Annotated in this window: 18 protein-coding genes, 3 rRNA genes, 1 pseudogene and 1 riboswitch; of the genes and pseudogenes, 1 reads left to right on the top strand and 21 read right to left on the bottom strand. The window is 45.2% G+C overall.

The window, feature by feature from the left end; all coding sequences use genetic code 11:
• Nucleotides 1-137: 137 nt before the first annotated feature.
• The 13 genes from purH to A6749_RS14640 all read right to left on the bottom strand — a co-directional run bounded on the left by purH (nt 138) and on the right by A6749_RS14640 (nt 12625).
• Nucleotides 138-1676 (bottom strand): bifunctional phosphoribosylaminoimidazolecarboxamide formyltransferase/IMP cyclohydrolase, encoded by a 1539-nt coding sequence (purH, locus tag A6749_RS14700; RefSeq protein ID WP_066390897.1) that lies wholly within the window; start codon nt 1674-1676, stop codon nt 138-140.
• The gene (purN, locus tag A6749_RS14695; RefSeq protein WP_066390896.1) at nt 1651-2253 is read right to left on the bottom strand and encodes a phosphoribosylglycinamide formyltransferase; all 603 of its coding nucleotides are present in this window, start codon (nt 2251-2253) and stop codon (nt 1651-1653) included. The genes purH and purN overlap by 26 nt, the downstream gene beginning before the upstream one ends.
• Nucleotides 2250-3284 carry a phosphoribosylformylglycinamidine cyclo-ligase gene (gene purM / locus A6749_RS14690; RefSeq protein WP_066390892.1) on the bottom strand — a complete coding sequence of 345 codons (1035 nt, stop codon included), beginning with the start codon at nt 3282-3284 and terminating at the stop codon, nt 2250-2252. Before purM ends, purN begins: the two co-directional genes overlap by 4 nt.
• A 5-nt stretch (nt 3285-3289) precedes the next feature.
• A complete protein-coding gene (purF, locus tag A6749_RS14685) occupies nt 3290-4699 on the bottom strand; it encodes an amidophosphoribosyltransferase (protein ID WP_066400975.1) in 1410 nt (469 codons plus the stop codon).
• Nucleotides 4675-6903 (bottom strand): phosphoribosylformylglycinamidine synthase subunit PurL, encoded by a 2229-nt coding sequence (gene purL, locus A6749_RS14680; RefSeq protein ID WP_066390890.1) that lies wholly within the window; start codon nt 6901-6903, stop codon nt 4675-4677. Before purL ends, purF begins: the two co-directional genes overlap by 25 nt.
• Complete coding sequence (purQ, locus tag A6749_RS14675; protein ID WP_066390888.1) at nt 6887-7570, bottom strand: phosphoribosylformylglycinamidine synthase subunit PurQ; 684 nt, start codon at nt 7568-7570, stop codon at nt 6887-6889. The genes purL and purQ overlap by 17 nt, the downstream gene beginning before the upstream one ends.
• On the bottom strand, nt 7567-7821 hold the full coding sequence (gene purS / locus A6749_RS14670) for a phosphoribosylformylglycinamidine synthase subunit PurS (RefSeq protein ID WP_066390887.1): 255 nt from the start codon (nt 7819-7821) through the stop codon (nt 7567-7569). Before purS ends, purQ begins: the two co-directional genes overlap by 4 nt.
• On the bottom strand, nt 7814-8527 hold the full coding sequence (gene purC, locus A6749_RS14665; protein WP_066390886.1) for a phosphoribosylaminoimidazolesuccinocarboxamide synthase: 714 nt from the start codon (nt 8525-8527) through the stop codon (nt 7814-7816). The genes purS and purC overlap by 8 nt, the downstream gene beginning before the upstream one ends.
• Nucleotides 8528-8634: 107 nt before the next feature.
• Nucleotides 8635-9933 carry an adenylosuccinate lyase gene (gene purB / locus A6749_RS14660; protein ID WP_066390885.1) on the bottom strand — a complete coding sequence of 433 codons (1299 nt, stop codon included), beginning with the start codon at nt 9931-9933 and terminating at the stop codon, nt 8635-8637.
• A gap of 3 nt (nt 9934-9936) precedes the next feature.
• On the bottom strand, nt 9937-11157 hold the full coding sequence (gene purK / locus A6749_RS14655) for a 5-(carboxyamino)imidazole ribonucleotide synthase (RefSeq protein WP_236719671.1): 1221 nt from the start codon (nt 11155-11157) through the stop codon (nt 9937-9939).
• Complete coding sequence (gene purE, locus A6749_RS14650; protein ID WP_066390884.1) at nt 11078-11566, bottom strand: 5-(carboxyamino)imidazole ribonucleotide mutase; 489 nt, start codon at nt 11564-11566, stop codon at nt 11078-11080. The genes purK and purE overlap by 80 nt, the downstream gene beginning before the upstream one ends.
• Nucleotides 11567-11703: 137 nt before the next feature.
• Nucleotides 11704-11805: riboswitch (purine riboswitch) on the bottom strand.
• Nucleotides 11806-11894: 89 nt separating this feature from the next.
• Nucleotides 11895-12086, bottom strand: a complete 192-nt coding sequence (locus A6749_RS14645; protein WP_066390872.1) for an NETI motif-containing protein — start codon at nt 12084-12086, stop codon at nt 11895-11897.
• Entirely contained in the window at nt 12083-12625 is a 543-nt protein-coding gene (locus A6749_RS14640; RefSeq protein ID WP_066390868.1) for a DUF2179 domain-containing protein, read from the bottom strand. The genes A6749_RS14645 and A6749_RS14640 overlap by 4 nt, the downstream gene beginning before the upstream one ends.
• 106 nt (nt 12626-12731) lie before the next feature.
• Between A6749_RS14640 and A6749_RS14635 the strand changes: the two genes are divergently transcribed.
• A complete protein-coding gene (locus tag A6749_RS14635; protein ID WP_066390866.1) occupies nt 12732-13964 on the top strand; it encodes a TolB-like translocation protein in 1233 nt (410 codons plus the stop codon).
• Between the two features lie 543 nt (nt 13965-14507).
• Here the strand turns inward: A6749_RS14635 and rrf are convergent.
• From rrf to A6749_RS14595, 8 genes and pseudogenes are all read right to left on the bottom strand, one after another.
• Nucleotides 14508-14624 (bottom strand): 5S ribosomal RNA (gene rrf, locus A6749_RS14630).
• Nucleotides 14625-14709: 85 nt separating this feature from the next.
• A 23S ribosomal RNA gene (locus tag A6749_RS14625) occupies nt 14710-17645 on the bottom strand.
• A 209-nt stretch (nt 17646-17854) separates the two neighbouring features.
• Nucleotides 17855-19404, bottom strand: a 16S ribosomal RNA gene (locus tag A6749_RS14620).
• The 16S, 23S and 5S rRNA genes sit together here, the layout of an rRNA operon.
• 327 nt (nt 19405-19731) lie before the next feature.
• A pseudogene (ptsG, locus tag A6749_RS14615) lies at nt 19732-21797 on the bottom strand (glucose-specific PTS transporter subunit IIBC).
• Between the two features lie 182 nt (nt 21798-21979).
• On the bottom strand, nt 21980-22822 hold the full coding sequence (gene glcT / locus A6749_RS14610; protein WP_066390860.1) for a glucose PTS transporter transcription antiterminator GlcT: 843 nt from the start codon (nt 22820-22822) through the stop codon (nt 21980-21982).
• Between the two features lie 94 nt (nt 22823-22916).
• Nucleotides 22917-24044 (bottom strand): ABC transporter permease, encoded by a 1128-nt coding sequence (locus tag A6749_RS14605; RefSeq protein WP_066390859.1) that lies wholly within the window; start codon nt 24042-24044, stop codon nt 22917-22919.
• Nucleotides 24037-25203, bottom strand: a complete 1167-nt coding sequence (locus A6749_RS14600; protein WP_066390855.1) for an ABC transporter permease — start codon at nt 25201-25203, stop codon at nt 24037-24039. Before A6749_RS14600 ends, A6749_RS14605 begins: the two co-directional genes overlap by 8 nt.
• 16 nt (nt 25204-25219) lie before the next feature.
• Entirely contained in the window at nt 25220-26158 is a 939-nt protein-coding gene (locus tag A6749_RS14595; protein WP_066400973.1) for an ABC transporter ATP-binding protein, read from the bottom strand.
• Nucleotides 26159-26273 lie beyond the last annotated feature (115 nt).

The following is a 26273-nucleotide window of genomic DNA, read 5'->3' as shown; positions in this document are numbered from 1 at the left end:
TTCCGTTCGGTCGCGTATACACCTTATAGGCGACCGGGGGGCTCTTTTTTTCTGCCGTTCGGTCGCGTATATCGGCGCTGTTCGAAGTGCTATTAGCGAATCGCCGTGAACCTGCCGTTTTAGCGCCGCCTTAAAAATTAATGTTTAAAATGTCTTACCCCAGTAAACACCATAGCAATGCCATATTCATCTGCTTTTTTAATGGAATCAGCATCCTTGATAGAGCCGCCTGGTTGAATAATCGCTGTGATGCCGGCTTTTGCCGCTGCTTCCACAGTGTCGTTCATAGGGAAGAAGGCATCAGAGGCGAGTGCGGCACCCTCCGCTTTGGCACCAGCCTGTTTAAGGGCAATTTCCGCAGAACCGACACGATTCATCTGGCCTGCACCAATCCCAAGTGTCATGTCCTTATCTGAAACAACGATGGCGTTTGATTTGACATGCTTCACAACCTTCCAGCCAAGCTTTAATGCTTCCCACTCTTCCGGAGTCGGCTGTCTCTTCGTTGGGATTGTGATCTCCGCATCCTCTAAAGTATAGCTATCACGGTCTTGAACAAGCAGTCCGCCTTCAATTGTCACCATCTTAGCTTCCGGCTTTTGCTCCTGATCAAACGGAATGGTTAATAAACGTAAATTCTTTTTCGCTGTTAAAATTTCAACCGCTTCATTAGTGAAGGACGGTGCAATGATAATTTCTAAGAAAATTTCATGAAGCTTCCCTGCGGTTACCGCATCCACTTCACGGTTTAAAGCGATAATGCCGCCAAAAATTGATACCGGGTCAGCTGCAAATGCTTTTTCAAAAGCTTCAAAAATAGTGTTTCCTGTACCGACACCACATGGATTCATGTGTTTTACCGCAACCGCTGCGGGCTCCGCGAATTCTTTTACAATCTGCAGGGCCGCATCGGCATCATTGATATTATTATAGGACAGCTCTTTTCCGTGGAGCTGCTCGGCATAGGCGATTGAGAACGCAGATCCGAGGGGCTTACGGTAAAAAGCAGCCTGTTGATGTGGGTTTTCTCCGTAACGAAGAGTCTGTTTCAATTCGTAAGTAACGGTTAATTTTTCAGGATTTTCTTCTCCGGCAAGGTCGGTCATGTATTCCGCAATTAGCGCGTCATATGCAGCAGTGTGGCGGAAGACCTTTGCCGCAAGCTTTCTCCGCGTCTCAAGCGTTGTTTCACCGTCAGCCTTCAGCTCGTCAAGAATTGTCGCATAATCAACTGGGTCTACAACCACTGTCACATACTGGTGGTTCTTCGCTGAAGCACGAAGCATAGTTGGACCACCGATATCAATGTTTTCAATCGCATCCGCTACCGTTACATCCGGCTTTTCAATCGTTTGCTGGAACGGATAAAGGTTGACACAAACTAGCTGAATCGGCTCAATGCTGTGCTCCTCAAGCTGTTTTTGATGGCCTTCATCATCATGTTTTGCGAGTAATCCGCCATGGATAAACGGATTTAATGTTTTAACGCGGCCCTCAAGAATTTCCGGGAAGCCAGTCACATCACTTACACCAAGAACCGGGATTCCTAGTTCTTGAAGCATTTTTTTTGTTCCGCCAGTCGAAATAATTTCAAAACCAAGGCCCGCAAGCTCCTTGGCAAATTCCCCAACTCCATTTTTGTCTGAAACACTAATAAGCGCCCGTTTTTTCGTCATGTTTAACATCTCCTATTGTTAGCAGCATTTGCAGAATCGATGGGTATAGTTTATGTTCAATTGCTTGAATCTTCCGCTGCAGGCTTTCTCTTGTCTCGTCTTCTTCCAGCCTTGTGCGTTCCTGAGCAATGATCGGCCCCGTATCCATACCTTCATCCACGTAATGGATCGTCACGCCGCTCCATTGTGCTCTAGCGGCAATCGCCTGACCAATCGCATCTTTACCAGGAAAATCCGGCAACAGCGAAGGATGGATATTGATGATCCGACCCTCATACTGCTTCAAGAGCGTCGGCCCAATCAGACGCATATAGCCCGCCAGTACAATCCACTCCACGTTGCGGTTTTTTAGCAAAAGGGAAATTTCGTTTTCGAAATCCTCCTTGCTTGGATAGTCCTTGGCACGAAATATATATGAAGGGATATTGGCTGCTCTTGCCCGTTCAATCACATAAGCCCCTGGCTGATCGCAAACAAGCAAGGAAATATTCGCGTTAAGAAGTCCGGCTTGAACAGCATCGACAATCGCCTGAAAATTACTGCCGCTTCCTGATGCAAAAATTGCGATGTTTTTCATCGGCGGCCACCGCGCCCATTGATGACAATTCCTTCTTGGTCTGTAACCACGCCAAGTTCATAAACCGTTTCACCGCATTGTTCAAAATGCTCAATCACAGCGGCAGCTTCCTCACGGTCAACTGCAACGACCATACCGATTCCCATATTAAAAATATTATACATCTCTTGGTATTCGATTTGTCCAACCTCGGATATTAATTTGAAAATGGATGGAATATGCCAGCTTTTTTCATCAAGCTCTGCGCCAAGTCCGGCCGGAAGCATACGTGGAATGTTTTCAATAAAACCGCCCCCGGTAATGTGAGCCATTCCTTTTAGATTAAATTTCTTTAGCGCAGACAAAATCGATTTCACATAAATCTTCGTTGGCTTAAGTAATTCCTCGCCTAATGTGCACTCGAGTTCATCGACAAATTCCAGCAGGGACCAATTGTTAAACACCTTGCGAACCAGCGAGTAGCCGTTGCTGTGGATGCCGCTTGAAGCCAGCCCAATCAGCACATCTCCCGGCTTGATTGATTCACCGGTCACCAGCTTTTGTTTTTCACAGGCTCCAACGGAAAAACCAGCAAGGTCGTACTCATCCTCGCGATATAGACCAGGCATTTCCGCTGTTTCCCCGCCGATTAGCGCGCAGCCCGCCTGTTCACAGCCGTCTGCCACACCTTTCACAATCGCCTCAATTTTCCCCGGCTCCGCCTTCCCGCAGGCAATATAATCTAAAAAGTAAAGCGGCTCCGCACCTTGAACCACAATATCATTCACACACATCGCTACCGCATCAATCCCAATCGTATCATGACGGTCCAGCATAAAGGCAAGCATGATTTTCGTCCCGACGCCGTCGGTGCCTGACACCAAAACCGGTTCTTTTAAATTCAATGCCGATAGGTCGAACATGCCGCCAAAGCCGCCGAGGCTGCCTAATACCCCGGCTCTGGCTGTTTTTTGTACATGCTTTTTCATTCTTTCTACCGCTTCATAGCCTGCTTCGATATCAACGCCTGCTTGTTTGTATGCATTTGCCACAGCCGTTACCCCCTTTGGTAATAGTATTGAAGTGTATCTGGATAGATTTCTGTCGGGTAATTCCCTGTAAAACAGCCGAGGCAGAAGCCATTTGCCCCTTCCGTTTGGCCAAGTGCAGCAACCATTCCTTCTGTGCTTAAGAAGGTTAATGAATCAGCCCCAATGATTTGGCGGATTTCTTCGACTGATTTATCAGAGGCAATTAACTCTTCTTTTGTCGCAGTATCAATCCCGTAAAAGCATGGATTTTTAATCGGCGGTGAGCTGATCACAACATGCACTTCCGTTGCCCCTGCTTCTTTCAACAAATTAACGATTCTTCTGCTGGTCGTACCGCGGACGATGGAGTCATCGACCATGACGACACGCTTGCCCTCGACTACACCACGGACAGCAGACAGCTTCATTTTTACCCCTTGCTCCCGAAGTGCCTGTGTCGGCTGAATAAAGGTACGCCCTACATATTTATTTTTAATCAAGCCCATTTCATAAGGAATGCCGGTCGCTTCGGCATAGCCAATGGCTGCTGAAATACTGGAGTCGGGAACCCCTGTCACGACATCCGCATCTATAGGAGCCTCAATTGCTAAACGTTTCCCCATATTTTTCCGGGCTGTATGAACATTAACGCCTAGAATATTACTATCAGGTCTTGAAAAATAAACATATTCCATCATGCACATTGCCTTCGTCGAATTAACGGCAAACTGCTCAGATTTCAATCCGTTATCATTAATAATTAATAGTTCTCCTGGCTGAATATCTCGGATGTATTCTGCGCCAATCACGTCAAAGGCACATGTTTCTGAAGCTACGACATAAGCATCACCCAGGCAGGCAAGCGATAACGGTCTTAGACCGTGCGGATCAAGTGCCACCATTAACTCATTTTCAGTCATAATTAAGTAAGCATAAGCACCTTTTAACATGGAAAGGGCGTTTTTCACTTGGTCGTTCTTATGGGCAAATCCGCTTCTTCTGATTAAATGCGCCAATACTTCTGAATCAGAGCTTGTTTGAAAAATGCTTCCCTGTGCTTCCAACTGGTGCTTTAAAGAATTAGCGTTCACCAAGTTGCCATTATGCGCTAATGCCAGGCTGCCGCTTTGCGAATGGAACAGAAGCGGCTGAACATTTTCATAGCCCCCGCCCCCTGCAGTTGCATAACGAACATGGCCGATCGCCGCACTGCCAGTTAATTCCGCCATTCTATCTGCTGTAAAAATTTCTGTGACCAGCCCTTCGCCTTTTACACCCTTAAGTGTTGTGCCATCAGAAACAACAATTCCTGTTCCCTCCTGGCCGCGATGCTGCAGGGCGTGCAGTCCATAATAGGTAAGCTGGGCGGCATCCTGATGTCCCCAGACACCAAAGACGCCGCACTCTTCATTTAATCCCTTGATTTCAGCAAGCATGGGATAGCTCCTTTCCAGGCTGCCTGCAATTCTGCAACTTCTGCCTCAAGAACAATTTCCCCTTCAGCAGAAACTTGTAAGCTGCCCGTTTGATTGACTTCACCAATCAGCTGTGCTTCTACTAAACTTTCAAACTTCTCTTGATCTTCCTTTTTCACTGATAATAAGAAACGGGATTGTGTTTCACTGAATAAAGCAGTGACAAGATCGCCGCTAATATTTACTTTCGCGCCTAGCTTCTTGCTGCCGAATAAGGATTCAGCAAGTGCAACGGATAATCCGCCCTCTGAAAGGTCGTGCGCCGATTGGATCACACCTGCACGAATCGCTGCCAGTACCTGTTCTTGTCTTGCTTTTTCAAGATTAATATTTAATTCAGGCGCCTTGCCAAATACACGTCCGCTGTTAACCAATTTTTGCAGCTCACTGCCGCCGAATTCAGGGCTAGTTTCTCCAACTAAGTAGATAAGGTCGCCATTGTTTTTAAACTCTTGGGTCGTGATATGATCAAGATCGGTAACAAGCCCTACCATGCCGATGACCGGTGTTGGATAAATGGCTGTTCCGCTTGTTTCGTTATATAAAGAAACATTTCCGCCAATGACCGGTGTTTCTAGAACACGGCAGGCTTCACTGATCCCGTCCGCTGATTTTTCAATCTGCCAGAATACCTCTGGTTTTTCCGGGTTTCCGAAGTTTAAGTTATCAGTAATCGCTAATGGCTCTGCACCGGAGCAGATAATATTACGAGCTGCCTCTGCTACAGCAATTTTTCCGCCTGTTTCCGGATCAAGATAAACAAAACGGGAATTACAATCGGTTGTCATCGCCAACGCTTTGCGTGTTCCTCTAATGCGGACAACCGCTGCATCAGAACCAGGTGCAACCACTGTGTTTGTCCGTACCATATGATCATATTGCTCATAAATCCATTCTTTGCTCGCAATGGTTGGCTGGCTTAACAGCTGCACAAGTGTTTCTTTCACATCGTTAACCGCCGGGATTTCATTTTCCATTGCTTGATACTCCGCAAAATAGGCAGGTTCTTTTGAAGGCTTGTGATAAACTGGAGCATCTTCCGCTAGTGCATCAACCGGAATATCAGCCACCACTTCTCCTTGATGGAAAAGGCGGAATTGCTTGTCATCAGTTACCTTCCCAATAGCGACAGCCTCTAAATCATATTTTTTAAACAGATCGACAATTTCTTGTTCTCTGCCTTTTTTCACAACAATCAGCATCCGCTCTTGGGATTCTGACAGCATCATTTCATAAGCCGTCATGCCAGTTTCACGCTGCGGCACCAGGTCTAAGTTCATTTCAATCCCCATGCCAGCTTTACTTGCCATTTCTGACGACGAGCTGGCAAGACCTGCGGCACCCATATCCTGAATACCAACAAGGGCATCCGATTGGATAAGCTCTAAGCATGCTTCAAGGAGAAGCTTCTCCATGAATGGGTCGCCAACCTGTACGGCCGGACGATTTTCATCTGATTGTTCCGTTAATTCTTCGGAAGCGAAGGTTGCCCCGTGGATGCCGTCACGGCCTGTTTTTGCCCCGACATACATAACAGTGTTGCCAAGACCATGTGCTTGGCCCTTCTTAATGTCTTCGTGATTGATGAGACCGACACACATTGCATTCACAAGCGGGTTGCCTTCATAGCATGCTTCAAATTGTACTTCGCCGCCGACTGTTGGAATTCCAATACAGTTACCGTATCCGGCAATCCCAGCAACTACTTCTTTAAATAGATATTTAACGCGGGCAGAATCCAGCTCTCCGAAACGAAGCGAGTTTAATAGCGCGATTGGGCGTGCTCCCATGGAGAAAATGTCACGAATAATTCCGCCGACGCCTGTTGCTGCCCCTTGATATGGTTCAATTGCTGATGGGTGGTTGTGGCTTTCGATTTTAAAAACAACCGCCTGACCATCGCCGATATCCACAATTCCCGCACCCTCGCCAGGACCTTGAAGAACTTTTTCACCCGATGTCGGGAATTTCTTTAGAACCGGCTTAGAGTTTTTGTAGCTGCAGTGTTCTGACCACATAACCGAAAACAGCCCTGTTTCCGTCCAGTTCGGAGTGCGGCCGAGAATGTTTTCAACCATCGTAAATTCTTCATCGGATAAACCCATTTGCTGGTATAGTTTTTCTGTTTTAATCTGCTGCGGATTTGGTTCATGCTTTAACAACATGTGCTTCCCTCCAAGTCTTTACGATTGATTGAAAAATTTTCAGTCCGTCTGCGCTGCCTAATAAGGTGTCAACCGCACGCTCAGGGTGCGGCATCATGCCAAGTACGTTGCCTCTCTCATTCATGATTCCGGCAATATCCTCTAAGCTGCCATTCACGTTTTGTGTATAAGTAAATACGATTTGATTATTCGCTTTTAAGTTTGCAAGAGTTTCCGCATCACAGTAATAGTTTCCTTCCCCATGAGCAACAGGTATCGTGATGGTTTGACCTTCTTCGTATTCTGCTGAGAACATCGTTGCGCTGTTTTCTACTTTCAGCTCAACCGGTTTACAAATAAACGAAAGACTCTCGTTTCTTCTCATTGCTCCTGGAAGAAGACCTGCTTCTAATAGGATCTGGAATCCGTTGCAGATACCTAGAACAGGTTTGCCAGCCTCAGCCGCTTTGATTACTTCTTGCATCACTTTACTAAAGCGGGCAATGGCTCCTGAGCGTAGATAATCCCCATAAGAAAAACCGCCAGGCAGCAAAATGCCATCAAACTCGTCTAAAGAGTCAGCATCATGCCAAACATATTCTACTTCTTCACCAAGCTCATCTTTGATAGCATGGTACATATCGACATCACAATTCGATCCCGGAAAGACAATTACCGCAAACTTCACTGGGTAACACACTCCTCTACTTCATAGCGATAGTCTTCAATGACTGGATTTGCGAGAAGCTTATGGCAAATTTCATTGACTACATCATGAATATCACGTTCTGACTTTTCAATCTTGAGCTCCATGTATTTTCCAATCCGAACATCGGTGACTTCCTGGTAGTTTAACGCGTTTAACGAGTTGGTTACGGCCTTTCCCTGCGGATCTAATACACTTTCTCTTAATGTCACATATACCTTTACTTTATACATGCTGATGACCTCCAAGTATTTGTAGAATAGTTTCATAAGCTTCTGTAAGGCTTCCTAAATCACGGCGGAATACATCCTTATCGAGCTTCTTATTTGTTTTTTTATCCCATAGACGACATGTGTCAGGAGAAATTTCATCTGCGAGTAGAATCTGCCCTTCAGAGTCCTTACCGAATTCCAGCTTAAAATCGATTAAGCGAATGCCTAGGTCGGCAAAGAAATTGGATAAGACTTCATTAATCTGCAGTGCTTTTTCTCGTAATACGCTGATTTCTTCTGCTGTTGCTGCTTCCAGTTCAAGAATATGGCTTTTCGTAACAAGGGGATCGCCGAGTTCATCATTTTTTAAATAAAACTCAACAAGAGGTGTTGTAAGCGGACGGCCCTCTTCGATTCCCAATCGTTTTGCCATACTGCCTGCAGCAGCATTACGGACAACGACTTCCAGTGGAATGATGGTAACTTTTTTCACGAGCTGTTCTATATCTGATACACGCTTGATAAAATGCGAGTCAATTCCGTGTTCTTTTAACTTTGAAAATAGCAAACTGGTAATCTCGTTGTTTAAACGGCCTTTACCTGTAATTTCCGCCTTTTTTTGCCCGTTAAAAGCAGTGGCAGAATCCTTATACTCAACAAGTACAATCTGTTCGTTATCTGTTGCGTAAATCCGTTTGGCTTTTCCTTCGTATAGCAGTTCTCTCATGGTAGGTCACTCCCTGTTCGTAATATTGGGAATCTTCAGGTTAGGCGCGGGGGCGTACGGCCCCCTAATTATTTGCAGTAGTTCGTCGTAATCAGCTGCCTCGTAAATTACCCGTTCAATCCCAGCCGGTCGAAAATGGTATCAACGTGCTGGAGATGGTAGCTGTAGTCAAAGCAATCAGCAATTTCCTCTGCTGACAACAATGAAGTAATTTTTTCATTTGCTTCAATCAAGCTGCGGAATGGAACCTGCTTCTCCCAGGCCTCCATTGCTCTAGGCTGGACAGTATCATAAGCCTCTTCGCGAGACAATCCTTTATCAATCAGCGCAAGCAGTACACGCTGCGAGTAAATCAACCCAAGCGTGCGGTCCATATTCCGTTTCATATTTTCCGGGAATACCGTCAAGTTCTTGATAATATTACCAAAGCGGTTCAACATGTAGTTCAATGCAATGGTCGCATCCGGTAAAATAATTCGTTCAGCTGAGGAATGCGAGATATCGCGTTCATGCCATAGCGGCACATTCTCGTATGCAGTCATCATGTAGCCGCGAATCACGCGCGCCATCCCCGTCATGTTTTCAGAACCAATTGGATTTCGTTTATGCGGCATTGCTGAGGACCCCTTCTGGCCTTTTGCAAAAAACTCTTCCACTTCACGGGTTTCACTTTTTTGCAATCCGCGAACCTCAACGGCGAATTTTTCAATCGATGTCGCAATCAAAGCTAGCGTTGCCATATAGTGAGCATGACGGTCGCGCTGCAAAGTCTGCGTAGAAATCGGTGCCGGCTGGATGCCTAAATTTTCACAAACATACTGTTCAACAAATGGATTGATATTTGCATAGGTCCCAACAGCTCCAGAAATCTTTCCGAACTCCACACCGTTTGCAGCTTGTTTAAATCGCTCCAGATTCCGCTTCATTTCTTCATACCAGAGAGCAAGCTTTAAACCAAAAGTTGTCGGTTCCGCATGAACACCGTGAGTACGTCCCATCATCACGGTATATTTATGTTCAATTGCCTTATTCCGCAGAATCTCGATAAAGTTCTCGATGTCTTTAAGTAAAATCGCATTTGCCTGCTTCAGTACATAGGAAAGGGCTGTATCGACAACATCCGTTGAAGTTAAGCCGTAATGAACCCATTTCCGCTCTTCGCCTAACGTTTCCGAAACAGCGCGGGTAAAGGCGACAACATCATGTCTAGTTTCTTCTTCAATTTCCTTAATCCGTTCAATATTAAATGAGGCATTTTCACGCAGCTTCTTAACATCCTCTTTCGGAATTTCGCCTAATTCTGCCCATGCTTCACATGCCAGGATCTCAACCTCCAGCCAGGCATTAAAGCGGTTTTCCTCCGTCCAAATTGCACCCATTTCAGGTCTCGTATAACGATCAATCATGTCTTATCCTCCGATCTTTTGCTTAACAGCACCCCAGATATTACTCGTTTCAACCACAGCCAGGGCCTCTTCTACCGAATCCCTTAGCAATGTCACATGACCCATTTTTCGCTTGATCTTCGCTTCCTTTTTCCCGTATAAATGAATCTTCCAGTCTGTCAAGGAAGGGATTTCTGAAAACAGCTCATCTAGATGTTCCCCTAATAGGTTGACCATTACAGCCGGTTTTAATAGCTCGGTACTTCCTAGGTGCCAATTGCAGATGGCACGGATATGCTGTTCAAACTGTGACGTTTCGCAGGCTTCAATGGAGTAATGCCCTGAATTATGCGGACGTGGTGCCAATTCATTAATATAAATTGTTCCGTCTTCAGTTACAAACATTTCGACTGCCAGCGTCCCAACTAATCCAAGTGAATCAGCAATCTGCTTTGCTTTTTCAACTGCTCTTAGCTTCAAACCTGTCGTAATTCGAGCTGGAACAATCGTCTGATGCAAAATGTTTTCGATGTGAATGTTCTCTCCTACCGGAAATACTGCTGTTTCACCATCTAATCTGCGGGTCACAATTACTGAAATTTCTTTTACAAATGGAATCCATCTTTCTAAAACGCAGGCTCCATGATTGATGAGAGACTCTCCCTGAGCCAGGTCCTGCTGAGACTTAATCACGAGCTGACCCTTGCCGTCATAACCGCCTCTCGCTGTTTTTAACACTGCTGGATAACCGACTGTTTTGATTTTTAAAACCAAATCATCCATACTTTCGATCACTTCATACGGTGCTACCTGAACTCCGGCCTCACGGATCGCCGCTTTTTCCTTTATCCGGTCCTGGGTAATCGCCAGCAGCTCCGGTCCTTGAGGAACGTATGCCTGTTCACAAATCCACCGCAATGTCTCTGCATCGATATTTTCAAATTCATAAGTAATTACGTCACTCACTGCTGCCAGCTTGCTGATTGCCTCCCGGTCATCGTATGCGCCAATGACTTCCACATCAGCCACCTGCCCGCAGGGAGAATCAGTTGTCGGCTCTAATACCGCAATCCGAAAGCCTTGCGCTTTGGCCGCCAATGCCATCATCCGTCCTAGCTGGCCGCCGCCGATAATGCCAATTGTTGAACCTGGTAAAATTGTTTTATTATACAAGTTCATCACTACTTTCCAACACTTCTTGACGGATTGCTTCTCTTCTTGCCTCAAGTCTCTTCGCCAGCTCATCATCCTCTGTCGCCAGAATCTGTGCCGCTAAAAGTCCTGCATTGACTGCACCAGCCTTTCCAATTGCCACAGTCGCCACTGGCACCCCGCCCGGCATCTGCACGATTGATAGCAAGGAATCTAATCCGTTCAAAGCCTTCGATTGTACTGGAACACCGATAACCGGCAAAGTTGTCTTAGCCGCAACCATTCCCGGAAGATGTGCTGCTCCGCCAGCCCCGGCAATAATCACTTTGAGGCCTTTTTCTCTAGCCTCTTCTGCATATGTAAACATCAAATCGGGCGTCCGATGAGCGGAAACAACCTTCTTTTCATAAGCAACCTCTAATTGCTCAAGCTGATCGCAAGCATGCTTCATCGTTTCCCAATCTGATTTGCTCCCCATAATAACACCAACACGAGCTGTCATGCCTTTCGCCTCCTGTTTCTATAAATAAAAATACCCGGCAAATAGCCTCTCTAAAAGAGAAAGCCATTTGTCCGGGCATCGAAAACAGGTCAACAAAACGAAGGAATAAAGCCTATGACTCCCTCTATTTGCTGCCGAACATATTGACTTTCCCTCATAGTCCAATAATTTACGGTTATTGGGTAGAAACTTATGGGCCATATTCCCATGGATATACGAGGGTAAAGGTAAATTCTTAATTAACTACCTCTATCTTACCAGCCGTTTTGGGCAGATGTCAATAATAAATCGAACGTTATTTTTACAACCTGAATAAAACGTTCGTGTTTTACTTCATTAATTGACCTTCAAACACGATTTTTCGCCCAATTGGTTCATAAATCGTCTCATTGCCATTTTTCACTTCTTGAAAAATTGGCTTCTCCATTCTTTTGATCGGGGTATATCCTGCTTGCTTCATTCTATTTAAACATTCTTCAATACTTTCTTGTTCCCCGACTTCAAATTTCTTTTTGCTCATTTAAACAGTTTCCCTCGCTTCACTGATTTCACCCAAAAGCCGCCATGGATTGTTTTCGGTTCATAAGCTATGATAAATGCTTTTGGGTCCAGACTTTTAATCGAATCATATAGCTTTAGTTCAAATTTTCTTGGCGTCAGTATCTGCATCGCCATTCGGTTGCCTTCAAGTCCATGCGCCTGCCAGTCGGTAACTCCATAGCCTTTTTCCCTTAACAGCTTCGGCAAATCCTTATCCCACTCCGAGGTTATAACATTAACAGTAATATATCCTAATGCCAGCTTTTCTTCAATCTTCATTCCGACAATAACACCAATTCCGTATCCAACCGCATAAGCAATCAGGTTTTGAATTTGATTTAGGTTATTCAAAACAAGCCCAAGTCCAAGAACATAGATAACCACTTCCACCATACTAAGACAAGCGGCTAAATAGCGCTGACCCTTTAACGTTAAGATCATTCTGATTGTAAAAAATGATACATAAACGATATTAATAATTAAAATAATTGCAACCATGACAAAGCTATTTTCCAACACAATAAGGCCCCCTTATATACTACGATACACGATACTGATTTCACTTTATCACAAATTTTATTTTTGGTAAGTCTTTATTTTGCACAAACTATGGCGAGGTGATTTTATGTTTAAAAAAATGGTTCTAGTTTTCGTGATATTTATTAGCTTTCTTCCTTTTCAGTTAAATGTATCAGCAGATTCTTCCTTAAAAGCCGCTTTCATACGAAATGATGATCTTTGGATTAAAATTGGCCGCAATGAAAAGCAATTAACAAACGGTGAATATGTACGCTTTCCAAAATGGTCGGCGGATGGAAGCCGGATTGCCTATTTACGCGGTAAAAAGAGCGATGGATATTTGGGTGATCTTTGGGTTTATCATGTACAGATGAATAAACATTATAAGGTGAAGGAAAATGTGAGTAATAATTTTCAGTGGTCGAGCCATGACAATCAGCTTAGTTTTATGATCCAAAGAGACGTATTTGTAGTAACCACTGACCCCGCCAAACCATTTACGGTCAGATTGGCCGCTAAGGGCGTTGAAAACTTTTCCTGGCTCCCAAAAGGCGATGGATTATTAGTCTCAAAAAAGAAAGATCAGCAGCTAAATTCTGATATCCTCTTATATAAGGTCTTTTTAGGAAAATACCCTGATGAGCCTTTAGTGAAACATTTTTATACTGTTCCCGTGGGAGAAAATGAAATTGTGGTTAGTACAAGCCAATTTAAATGGTCACATGATCAAAAATGGCTTAGCTTCTTGCTTGTACCCACGGCTTCGATATCCGCTGACAGTAATACCCTTTGTATACTGTCGGCAGATGGTAAAACGTTTCGCAGAATAGCAGAAATGTTAAATTACGATGATTGGTTCCAATGGGCCCCTGTAGGCAGCAACCTTGGATATATAACCGGCATCGGCCGGGAAGCAACAGTGAACAAATATTTACGGATTATTTATGTTCCTAGCTTTAAGAAAAGGCCGTTAACACCAAAGGGGTATGTAGATATTGATTTTATTTGGAAAGGCAGCGGAGTGCTTTATGCATCACGGTCCGTAGAAACCAATCAAGGTCCTCCAAACCAAACACCCTTGCCATATTTGTATAAAATAATTCTTTCCAGTTCGCATCAAAATCAGATTGGCAGACACCCTGTAACTGTAGGTGATTTCATTTTGCACTATTTTGATAAACAGCTGTATTGGGTTAGGACCAATCGGAAAGCTGCAGTTGTAATGGAGGGAGATGTCATAACGGGTGAGGAAAGATACTGGATCAACAATATTACTTTGGCAAGTAATTATTATTCAAAGTGGAATTGGGATGAGATGATTAGTTTTTATGGGGAGTGAGGGGTGGCCAAGTGCAACTTCAGGGGGTTCTACTTGGCCTCTGATTTGGATTTTTAACTTTAGACAGCAGCTAGAGGGCTTCTACTTGATCTCTAAATCGAATTTTTGACTTTAGACAGCAGCTAGAGGGCTTCTACTTGACCTCTAAATTGGATTTTTGACTTTAGACAGCAGCTAGGGCACTTCTAATTGATCTCTAAATTGGATTTTTGGCTTTAGACAGCAACTAGAGGGCTTCTACTTGATCTCTAAATTGGATTTTTGACTTTGGACAGCAGCTAGAGAGCTTCTACTTGGTCTTTGAACCGGGTTTTTGGCAGTTAGAGAGTAAGTAGACTTGGTCTAATTACTCGAAATCCTACAGGCTCCACCTTTTCGAGTAACTAGACCCGTTCTAACTACTCGAAATCCTTTAGTCTCCACCTTCTCGGGAATTTAGCCTATTATATAACTACAGAAACTAATTTCCTCACCCAATAAGACAACTATACCCAAATAAAGCAAACAAAAAAGACAACCTTTTACAGATTGTCTTTTTTGTTTGCCCGGCAGCGTCCTACTCTCACAGGGGCGCCTGCCCCAACTACCATCGGCGCTGAGAAGCTTAACTTCCGTGTTCGGTATGGGAACGGGTGTGACCTTCTCGCCATCACCGCCGGACTATAATATTATTTGAGGTTCATTCCCTCAAAACTAGATAATACAGAAGAAGATTCGTAAGAATGAGTGCGCTAATATTATTGACTTGGTTAAGTCCTCGATCGATTAGTATCAGTCAGCTCCACGTGTCACCATGCTTCCACCTCTGACCTATCAACCTGATCATCTTTCAGGGATCTTACTAGCTTGACGCTATGGGAAATCTCCTCTTGAGGGGGGCTTCATGCTTAGATGCTTTCAGCACTTACCCCGTCCGCACATAGCTACCCAGCGATGCCTTTGGCAAGACAACTGGTACACCAGCGGTGCGTCCATCCCGGTCCTCTCGTACTAAGGACAGCTCCTCTCAAATTTCCTGCGCCCACGACGGATAGGGACCGAACTGTCTCACGACGTTCTGAACCCAGCTCGCGTACCGCTTTAATGGGCGAACAGCCCAACCCTTGGGACCGACTACAGCCCCAGGATGCGATGAGCCGACATCGAGGTGCCAAACCTCCCCGTCGATGTGGACTCTTGGGGGAGATAAGCCTATTATCCCCAGGGTAGCTTTTATCCGTTGAGCGATGGCCCTTCCATGCGGAACCACCGGATCACTAAGCCCGACTTTCGTCCCTGCTCGACTTGTAGGTCTCGCAGTCAAGCTCCCTTGTGCCTTTACACTCTGCGAATGATTTCCAACCATTCTGAGGGAACCTTTGGGCGCCTCCGTTACATTTTAGGAGGCGACCGCCCCAGTCAAACTGCCCACCTGACACTGTCTCCCGCCCCGATCAGGGGTGAGGGTTAGAATTTCAATACAGCCAGGGTAGTATCCGACCGACGCCTCCACCGAAGCTGGCGCTCCGGCTGCTCAGGCTCCTACCTATCCTGTACAAGCTGTACCAAAATTCAATATCAGGCTACAGTAAAGCTCCATGGGGTCTTTCCGTCCTGTCGCGGGTAACCTGCATCTTCACAGGTACTATGATTTCACCGAGTCTCTCGTTGAGACAGTGCCCAGATCGTTACGCCTTTCGTGCGGGTCGGAACTTCCCCGACAAGGAATTTCGCTACCTTAGGACCGTTATAGGTACGGCCGCCGTTTACTGGGGCTTCGATTCAGAGCTTCGCGTGAGCTAACCCCTCCTCTTAACCTTCCAGCACCGGGCAGGCGTCAGCCCCTATACTTCGCCTTGCGGCTTCGCAGAGACCTGTGTTTTTGCTAAACAGTCGCCTGGGCCTATTCACTGCGGCTCATCGAGGCTATGCACCTCAATAAGCACCCCTTCTCCCGAAGTTACGGGGTCATTTTGCCGAGTTCCTTAACGAGAGTTCTCTCGCTCACCTTAGGATTCTCTCCTCGCCTACCTGTGTCGGTTTGCGGTACGGGCACCTTTTATCTCGCTAGAGGCTTTTCTTGGCAGTGTGGAATCAGGAACTTCGGTACTATAATTCCCTCGCTATCACAGCTCAGCCTTTACGATGAACGGATTTTCCTATTCATCAGCCTAACTGCTTAGACGCGCATAACCAGCAGCGCGCTTACCCTATCCTCCTGCGTCCCCCCATCACTCAAACGATAAAGAGGGGGTACAGGAATATCAACCTGTTGTCCATCGCCTACGCCTTTCGGCCTCGGCTTAGGTCCCGACTACCCCTGAGCGGACGAGCCTTCCTCAGGAAACCTTAGGCATTCGGTGGATGAGATTCTCACTCATCTTTCGCTACTCATACCGGCATTCTCACTTCTCAGCGCTCCACCGGTCCTTACGGTCCAGCTTCAACGCCCTTAGAACGCTCTCCTACCACTGACATCGTAGATGTCAATCCACAGCTTCGGTGATACGTTTAGCCCCGGTACATTTTCGGCGCAGAGTCACTCGACCAGTGAGCTATTACGCACTCTTTAAATGGTGGCTGCTTCTAAGCCAACATCCTGGTTGTCTAAGCAACTCCACATCCTTTTCCACTTAACGTATACTTTGGGCCCTTAGCTGGTGGTCTGGGCTGTTTCCCTTTTGACTACGGAGCTTATCACTCGCAGTCTGACTCCCACGGATAAGTCTTTGGCATTCGGAGTTTGTCTGAATTCGGTAACCCGATGAGGGCCCCTAGTCCAAACAGTGCTCTACCTCCAAGACTCTAACAACGTGAGGCTAGCCCTAAAGCTATTTCCGAGAGAACCAGCTATCTCCAAGTTCGATTGGAATTTCTCCGCTACCCACACCTCATCCCCGCACTTTTCAACGTGCGTGGGTTCGGGCCTCCATCCAGTGTTACCTGGACTTCACCCTGGACATGGGTAGATCACCTGGTTTCGGGTCTACGACTACATACTATATTCGCCCTATTCAGACTCGCTTTCGCTGCGGCTCCGTCTCTTCAACTTAACCTTGCATGTAATCGTAACTCGCCGGTTCATTCTACAAAAGGCACGCCATTACCCATAAACGGGCTTTGACTACTTGTAGGCACACGGTTTCAGGATCTCTTTCCCTCCCCTTCCGGGGTGCTTTTCACCTTTCCCTCACGGTACTGGTTCCCTATCGGTCACTAGGGAGTATTTAGCCTTGGGAGATGGTCCTCCCTGCTTCCGCCCGGATTTCACGTGTCCGGCCGTACTCAGGATCCACTCAGGAGGGAACGAAGTTTCGACTACAGGGCTTTTACCTTCTATTGCGGACCTTTCCAGGTCGCCTCATCTGCCCCGTTCCTTTGTAACTCCATGTTGAGTGTCCTACAACCCCGAAAGGCTAGCCTTTCGGTTTGGGCTGTTCCCGTTTCGCTCGCCGCTACTTAGGGAATCGCGTTTGCTTTCTCTTCCTCCGGGTACTTAGATGTTTCAGTTCCCCGGGTCTGCCTTCAATACCCTATGTATTCAGGTAAAGATACTGCTCCATTACGCGCAGTGGGTTCCCCCATTCGGAAATCTCCGGATCAAAGCTTACTTACAGCTCCCCGACGCATATCGGTGTTAGTCCCGTCCTTCATCGGCTCCTAGTGCCAAGGCATCCACCGTGCGCCCTTTCTAACTTAACCTAAAAGGTTTTTTTACTCTAAATTTAGAGAGAAAAACTAAAATGGCGATACTCGGTTCTTACTTGGTTTCTTCTTCTATACGATTATCTAGTTTTCAAAGAACGAATAAAAAAGTTTTGAGAGAAAATTGCTCCCTCAAAACTAAACAAACAAGAAACAATCAAACAAACTTTTATTGTCTGGCTCATATGTCCAGCTTATATCCTTAGAAAGGAGGTGATCCAGCCGCACCTTCCGATACGGCTACCTTGTTACGACTTCACCCCAATCATCTGTCCCACCTTAGGCGGCTGGCTCCTTACGGTTACCCCACCGACTTCGGGTGTTACAAACTCTCGTGGTGTGACGGGCGGTGTGTACAAGGCCCGGGAACGTATTCACCGCGGCATGCTGATCCGCGATTACTAGCGATTCCGGCTTCATGCAGGCGAGTTGCAGCCTGCAATCCGAACTGAGAATGGTTTTATGGGATTGGCTAGACCTTGCGGTTTTGCAGCCCTTTGTACCATCCATTGTAGCACGTGTGTAGCCCAGGTCATAAGGGGCATGATGATTTGACGTCATCCCCACCTTCCTCCGGTTTGTCACCGGCAGTCACCTTAGAGTGCCCAACTGAATGCTGGCAACTAAGATCAAGGGTTGCGCTCGTTGCGGGACTTAACCCAACATCTCACGACACGAGCTGACGACAACCATGCACCACCTGTCACTCTGTCCCCCGAAGGGGAAAGTCCTATCTCTAGGAGTGTCAGAGGATGTCAAGACCTGGTAAGGTTCTTCGCGTTGCTTCGAATTAAACCACATGCTCCACCGCTTGTGCGGGCCCCCGTCAATTCCTTTGAGTTTCAGCCTTGCGGCCGTACTCCCCAGGCGGAGTGCTTAATGCGTTAGCTGCAGCACTAAAGGGCGGAAACCCTCTAACACTTAGCACTCATCGTTTACGGCGTGGACTACCAGGGTATCTAATCCTGTTTGCTCCCCACGCTTTCGCGCCTCAGCGTCAGTTACAGACCAGAAAGCCGCCTTCGCCACTGGTGTTCCTCCACATCTCTACGCATTTCACCGCTACACGTGGAATTCCGCTTTCCTCTTCTGCACTCAAGTCCCCCAGTTTCCAATGACCCTCCACGGTTGAGCCGTGGGCTTTCACATCAGACTTAAAGGACCGCCTGCGCGCGCTTTACGCCCAATAATTCCGGACAACGCTTGCCACCTACGTATTACCGCGGCTGCTGGCACGTAGTTAGCCGTGGCTTTCTGGTTAGGTACCGTCAAGGTACCGGCAGTTACTCCGATACTTGTTCTTCCCTAACAACAGAGCTTTACGACCCGAAGGCCTTCATCGCTCACGCGGCGTTGCTCCATCAGACTTTCGTCCATTGTGGAAGATTCCCTACTGCTGCCTCCCGTAGGAGTCTGGGCCGTGTCTCAGTCCCAGTGTGGCCGATCACCCTCTCAGGTCGGCTACGCATCGTTGCCTTGGTGAGCCGTTACCTCACCAACTAGCTAATGCGCCGCGGGCCCATCTGTAAGTGTCAGCCGAAACCGACTTTCAGCTTACCAACATGTGTTGATAAGAATTATCCGGTATTAGCTCCGGTTTCCCGAAGTTATCCCAGTCTTACAGGCAGGTTGCCCACGTGTTACTCACCCGTCCGCCGCTAACTTTTGGGAGCAAGCTCCCGCAAGTTCGCTCGACTTGCATGTATTAGGCACGCCGCCAGCGTTCGTCCTGAGCCAGGATCAAACTCTCCAAGAAAGTTGATTAGCTCATAAATTTTACGTTGGCTTCATCTCATAAAGAGATAAATAATTATTGTTTGTTGACGTTTTTGTTTGTTTAGTTTTCAAAGAACAATCGCGCTTCTTTAGAAGCAACTCTATTAATATATCATGTCATTCAGCAGAAGTCAACAGTTGGTTTTAATTTTTTATCATCACCGTGTTGTGAACTCCTCAGTAACGACTGCTTACCTATAATAGCATCGTGGAATTAAAACGTCAACACTAACTTTAAAAGTCTTTTATTTCTGACAAAGCAACTTAAAAAAGCAGCCCTAAGGAAAATCCTTAGGGCCGTTTTTAACTATTTCGTAATCTTAACAATTCCTTCTTGTTTCATTTCAACAAGACCTTGTTTTTCAATAACAACCTTCTCACCTTCTGCAAGGTTAGTGAAGACAATAGGTGTGATTGTTGATTTTGCATGTTCCTTAATATAGGCAATATCGAATTTCAGCAATGGCTGACCTTGTTTCACTTGGGCATTTTCTTCGATCAATGTTTCAAATCCTTCGCCCTTCAGGTTAACAGTATCAAGACCAACGTGAATCAAAATTTCACGGCCACTGTCAGACAATATTCCAATAGCGTGTTTTGTTGGGAACAGGTTCACAATTTTACCGTCGACCGGTGAAACAACCATTCCTTCCTCTGGTACAATCGCAAAACCATCGCCCATCATTTTTTCAGCAAAGACTGGATCTGGAACTTCGGAAATTGCTTTAATTTCCCCTTTAATAGGAGCGGCAAAGTTATCCTCATCCTGTTTCTCATTTTGCAGTGCTTCTGGATTGATTTCCTCTATTTGCTGCTCAACGCCTTTTTCCGGAGCTTTTTCAACAACGCGAGGTTTCTTACCACTCATTATATCCTGCATTTGCCCTTTAATAATTTCAGAACGCGGTCCAAAGATCGCTTGAATATTGTTGCCGACTTCAAGAACACCTGCCGCACCGAGTTTCTTCAACTCATTTTTATCAACATTTTTAATATCATTTACTGATACGCGGAGACGCGTAATACATGCATCAAGATGGGCAATGTTTTGCTGTCCGCCCATTGCATCTAAAATATTATAGGCAAGGTCACCCGCTGCGCCCTGTGCTCCAGTTTCCGTTACTTCTTTCTCATCAGTATCTTCTCTTCCCGGTGTTTTCAAATTAAACTTGGTAATCGCAAAGCGGAAGACAAAATAGTAAACCACTGCAAAGCATAATCCTAATAGAACGGCAATCCACCATGGCTGTTTCCCCGGTAAAATTCCGAACAGGAGGAAGTCAATTGCCCCGCCTGAGAATGTATAACCTAAATGAACATTAAGCATTGCCATTAACACGAATGAAATCCCGTCTAAAACCGCATGAAAAAGAATAGTAATGGCGAAACAAACATAAATGAAAATTCAATGGGTTCAGTAATCCCTGTTAAGAATGATGTTAAAGCAGCTGAACCAAGTAGACCCGCTACCAGCTTTTTCTTTTCAGGACGAGCAGTGTGATACATAGCAAGCGCTGCGGCTGGTAATCCAAACATCATGATTGGAAATTCACCGCCCATGAATTTTCCCGCGGTTATTTTTACATTATCCTTTAACTGTGCGAAGAAAATCGTCATATCACCGTGTACAATTTGCCCAGCGGCTGTTTTATAAGAACCAAATTCATACCAAAACGGTGCATGGAAAATATGATGCAAACCGAATGGAATGAGGAGACGTTTAATAAAACCGAAGAAGAACACCGCAATATACGTTCCGCTTCCTAGCAGCCAAGTGGAGGCACTGTTCATACCGTGCTGAATTGGCGGCCAAATAATTAATAGTAGTAAGCCTGCGACAAATGAAGCTGCGGCTGTAACAATCGGAACAAAACGTTTGCCTGCAAAGAAGCCTAGGAACGACGGCATCTCAATATCATGGAACCGATTGTAACAATAGGCAGCAATCAACCCGACGATAATCCCGCCAAATACACCGGTTTGCAATGTCGGAATCCCTAAGACATTGGCATAGCTTGGGTTCTTCGCAACCATGTCTGCAGTTACACCAAGCCAAGAGCTCATAACCTGATTCAACACTAAATAACCGACAATCGCAGCAAGAGCGGCAGCACCATCTCCGGCCAAACCAATTGCTACACCGGCGGCAAAGATCAACGCCAGGTTACCAAAGATAATGCTTCCTGCGTCCTCCATGACACCCGCTGTTACCTGAATCCAATGGGCATCTAAAAACGGCAGATATTCAAGCATGTTTGGCTGCTGGATCGCATTACCTATTCCCAATAACAGACCAGCTGCCGGCAGTAGTGCAACCGGAAGCATCAATGCTTTACCGATTTTCTGCAGTACGCCAAATGCGTTTTTAAACATAATAAAACCTCCAAACAATGAAAAATATGCTCATTAAGGCTTGCGCTTAATAAAAACAAAAAAGGCATGAGGAAAAGTCCAATAGAAATAGGGCAATGGGTATAGTTTTCCCCACCGTCTCTATTTCTATCAATACTTTTCACTCATGCCTGATCGTATCAGTAACACGTAAAAAATAATGACTATTTAATTTTCGCTTGCAGCCGCTGCAGATGCATCGTTAAATATACGGCCTCTGCATCAAAAACCTTCAATTTAAGAGTTTGCTGCATCACTTTAATGAGCTTCCAAGCGAGATTATAACATATTGGATATTCCTCTTTCAAGAGAGATGCTAGTTTCTCCGGTTCCTCCACCTGTTCTCCCTTTTTCACTCGTTCAATGGCAAAACGAAGATGGCGAACAAGTCTCATATAATCAATACCATCCTTATCAATCGTGATTCCCAATTGTTCTTCCACCATACTTACAAGTCTGCTGACAAGCTGTGAATCCTGGTTGACTTCAGATAAGTTTTTATTTGTCATCGCACTATGGATATGGAGTGTAATAAAGCCAATTTCACCAGCGGGAAGCTCAATCCCCGTTTTTTCCTTAATAAGGCTTACCACTTCTAACGCTATTTCATATTCACGGCGGTATAGCGCCTTTGTTTCAACTAAAAATGGATTGGTTATCTGCATGCCTTGCGATACCCGGGTAAGCGCAAACATTAAATGGTCCGTAAAACCGACGTGGATATGTTCATTTAACTCGGAGTGCGTCCGCTGTTTGATCAGCTCAATCGCTGAAATAATTACCTCATGAATATCCCGGTCGATAAAAGGAAGCAGTTTGATATAGTTCTCCTGCTCCTTTTCATTCTTTAACACAAATAGTTTTTCAATCCCGTTGGTATCAATCGAGTCGCCTCGTTTGCGGTTGAAGCCAATCCCTTTACCAATTAAAACCACCTCTTGATACGACGGATGCTCTGCGATTAGAACGTTATTATTTAATATTTTTTCAATTCGTAGGATTGCCATCATACTCACTCATTTCGCCTAATCTGCTAGATAACATCCTATAAAAGACAGCCCTTGTTGTCAACGTCAAAGCCTGAACAACTGTAAAATTCCATCACTCAAACTTTATTCCACGAAATCCAATCGCAAAGAACAAGACGGTAAATCCAAACAATGCCAGGCTATCATTTATTAAAGTAGCACTATGCAGACTGCCGCTCATGATTTCTTTAAACCCTGACATCGCCCAGCTTTGCGGTACGGCTAAGGCAATCTTTTGCATCATTTCCGGTACAATATCGAGCGGCCAATAAACACCGCCAAGCATGCAGGTACTGACAATTAAAATCGCATTCAGAGCCATCGCCTGCTGCTTTGTTTTGACCAGACCGGCAACCATGATGCCGAACCCGACAACTGATAAAATGACAAGTGAAGCAAACGGCACCAAATAAGACAGCTTTCCCCAGCCGGTACCAAACATCAGCCTCATGGCGATTAAAAGCACCGCAAATTGAATCCATCCCATCAGAAAATAGGAAGATAGATAGCCGATAATAATCTCATGCTTCCGAGCTGGCGAAATCAACAATCGCTCCCAAGTACCGGCTCTACGTTCATCCAGAATGGCCGATGCTGCTCCTGATAAACCAAACATCATAAACATGATGGCAAAACCGACAACCATTAAATTAATGGCGACTTGATTGTTCGGGTCCTTGTCTAATGTTTGTTTTTCCACCACTACTCCTTTTTGTTCAACCACCGCTGCTAATATACTTGGAAAAGCACCTGCCTCAAGCGAATCAGAAGCTTGATAGGAACTAGAAACAAGCCGAGCCGTACCTTGTAAATGGGCAGATAAAGCAAGATATTCCTGTGATTTCTTCTGAACGATGACATCAAACAAGGTCTGCTGCTCCGTTAAGCGCTTTTCGATATCCTCCGAAATGACAACGGCAGCTATCGATTTCTCATTTGAAACATTTTCACGCGCCTTCTTAAGTGTTGCCGTCTCCCATTTAAAGTTGCGGTTCTTTTTTAACAGCTTGGAAATTTGCATACTTGCCTCCGTACGGTCACCCACAATATTCACAACCGGCTTATTCTGTTCAGAGTCCGCCGACATCCCGCCAAAAATCCAGCTAAATAATACCGGCATAATAAACATCAAAACCAAAGCTCCGGGCGTTTTAAAAAAACTCTTTAATTGTAAAGATAGGATCGGAAAAATTTTACGCATACTTCCTTCTCCTTTCCAAAGTAAAGACTAGTAAGCCAATAGTGAAAAACAGCAGCCCTAGGGTAATCGAACCGGCAATTGCGGGCAAAATATCCGGCAATGCTGATCCTGACATTAGTTTTAAGTATGTTTGCAGCGCAAGTCCATTAGGCAGAAATTTCGTAGCCGAAACAACCCAATCTGGAAAAATGTACAACGGTACCATACTGCCGCCTAATGCAGCCATAATCTGTGTACCCAGCATCCCGCCGACATTAAAGCCTTTTTCCGTCTTAATCACAGCCCCTGCCAGCATCCCAAGTCCACAGGCGTTGATCACAAAAGCAAATGTCATAATAATGACGCCTGAAACGGACGACCCCCAATCCACTCCAAAGAGGAACCTTGTGCCAAGAATGATGATGAATGCTTGGATTAAACAAAGAATGATAAGGCCAACCATTTTGCCAAAAAGATAATGAGGGTAGGTTAAATTTGTGATGAGCAGCCGTTGATACACGGTTTCTTCCTTTTCACCAATCATCATCGTAATTCCTTGAACGACCGTCATAAGCAAAAACATCACTCCCATTGCGGCGGCATAATATTGGAAGGAACCAACGGGTTTTGTTTTTTTATTTATTGTAGATTCTTTTACGAGGTTCTTTCCATCAGGGAAATCATTCTGCTCCATCGCCGTTCCCTGTTTCGTAACTGACATTGCTTGAATTGGAATCGTCTGCACAAACTGCTCAATCACACTTTGCACGATGATTGGTTTGACCCCTGGGTCCGGAACGGAAACCAGCTTTACCTTTGTTTCCTTTCCTGCAAATAAGGAGGATGTGAAACCAGGCTGTATAATCATACCAATTTCCAATTCATGATTTTTTACTTTTTTACGTAGCTCCTGCTCTTGAAAAACCTTGACCTCCACTTGATCGGACAGGCTTTTCCCAAACACTTCATCCGTTAATACTTTACTAAGCACCCCATCGTCTAAATTCGCGACACCAAGTGTGAACTTTTTAATGGATACCTCCTCTTCCTTCATCAAATTGCCAAAAGCTGCACCTAAAATCGCAATCAATAACAAAGGCATCGCAATCAAGGTTATAAACGCTTTTTTATCCCGGATGATTAGCAGCAAATCCTTCCAGGCCAGCCACCAATAACTCAAAAGTAATCACCCCCTATTAATCTCTCAAATTCCGTCCGGTTAAATGCAAGAAGACACTTTCCAGGTTCGGTTCGACAATATCGACTGAGGTAATCCGCGTTCCCGTTATTGTTACGGATTGAATTAGTTCACTTAAAATCGATTGTGGGTCCTTATGAAAAACAGTAAGCTCGTTATTTTGCAATTGAAACTCCTTCTTGGAGAAGATGTTTTCTAATGCTTGGGTGATTTTGCCGGTATTTTGCGGTTTCCCGTCAATTGTTAATTTCATTCGTGAACTGTCCTCCATTTTCTCCCTTAACTCATGTAAGGTTCCACTGGCAATGACCTCACCGTGATCAATAATCCCGATTCGTTCACAAAGGTATTCCACTTCCTCCATATAATGACTTGTATAAATAATCGTCATTCCTTCTTCATTTAACCGTTTGACCGTCTCTAATATATGATTTCTTGATTGCGGGTCAATCCCAACGGTTGGTTCGTCCATGATTAGGATTTGCGGCTGATGCAAAATCGCTGCCCCAATATTGACGCGTCGCTTCATTCCGCCCGAAAAAGTACCTACTTTATCCTTAGCCCGATCTGTCAACCCAATGATTTCGAGAACTTCATCCACTTTTTTATTCAACTCTTTGCCGCTAAGGTCATACAATCGGCCCCAAAACTTTAAATTTTCCCGTGCCGACATTTCTTGATAAAGCGCAATTTCCTGTGGGACGACTCCGATCCATTTCTGTGCCTGCTTTGGATTTTTGACCACATTAATGTCGTTTAGAAAAATGGTTCCTGAAGTCGGCGGGAACAAACCGGTAATCATATTGATTGTCGTCGATTTCCCAGCACCGTTTGGACCAAGCAGCCCGTAGGACTCTCCTTTTTTCACGGAAAACGATACACCCTTTACTGCCTCAAACTGACCGAAGCTTTTTCGTAAATCTTGAACTGCAAGCAAATCCACTTCGTACACCCCCTGCTCCATTCTTACGCCTTTAATCATACAACAGCCAATATGAAAAAATAACCATTTATTTGTAAAAATTTCATAAAAAAATAGGCCTCTGGGAGCA

It is taken from the genome of Neobacillus mesonae (assembly GCF_001636315.1).
GTDB classification, from domain to species: domain Bacteria; phylum Bacillota; class Bacilli; order Bacillales; family Cytobacillaceae; genus Neobacillus; species Neobacillus mesonae.
Note: the sequence above shows the minus strand (reverse complement) of the source record. Positions and strands in the feature narration are given on the sequence as shown.

Excerpts from the sequence above, each read along its gene's own strand:
- purH (WP_066390897.1), bottom strand. The coding sequence starts at position 1,676 with ATGACGAAAAAACGGGCGCTTATTAGTGTTTCAGACAAAAATGGAGTT.
- glcT (WP_066390860.1), bottom strand. The coding sequence starts at position 22,822 with ATGGCAATCCTACGAATTGAAAAAATATTAAATAATAACGTTCTAATC.
- purN (WP_066390896.1), bottom strand. The coding sequence starts at position 2,253 with ATGAAAAACATCGCAATTTTTGCATCAGGAAGCGGCAGTAATTTTCAG.
- A6749_RS14635 (WP_066390866.1), top strand. The coding sequence starts at position 12,732 with ATGTTTAAAAAAATGGTTCTAGTTTTCGTGATATTTATTAGCTTTCTT.
- purB (WP_066390885.1), bottom strand. The coding sequence starts at position 9,933 with ATGATTGATCGTTATACGAGACCTGAAATGGGTGCAATTTGGACGGAG.
- purK (WP_236719671.1), bottom strand. The coding sequence starts at position 11,157 with ATGAGCTGGCGAAGAGACTTGAGGCAAGAAGAGAAGCAATCCGTCAAG.
- purE (WP_066390884.1), bottom strand. The coding sequence starts at position 11,566 with ATGACAGCTCGTGTTGGTGTTATTATGGGGAGCAAATCAGATTGGGAA.
- purL (WP_066390890.1), bottom strand. The coding sequence starts at position 6,903 with ATGTTGTTAAAGCATGAACCAAATCCGCAGCAGATTAAAACAGAAAAA.
- purF (WP_066400975.1), bottom strand. The coding sequence starts at position 4,699 with ATGCTTGCTGAAATCAAGGGATTAAATGAAGAGTGCGGCGTCTTTGGT.
- purC (WP_066390886.1), bottom strand. The coding sequence starts at position 8,527 with ATGAGAGAACTGCTATACGAAGGAAAAGCCAAACGGATTTACGCAACA.
- A6749_RS14605 (WP_066390859.1), bottom strand. The coding sequence starts at position 24,044 with ATGCGTAAAATTTTTCCGATCCTATCTTTACAATTAAAGAGTTTTTTT.
- purS (WP_066390887.1), bottom strand. The coding sequence starts at position 7,821 with ATGTATAAAGTAAAGGTATATGTGACATTAAGAGAAAGTGTATTAGAT.
- A6749_RS14645 (WP_066390872.1), bottom strand. The coding sequence starts at position 12,086 with ATGAGCAAAAAGAAATTTGAAGTCGGGGAACAAGAAAGTATTGAAGAA.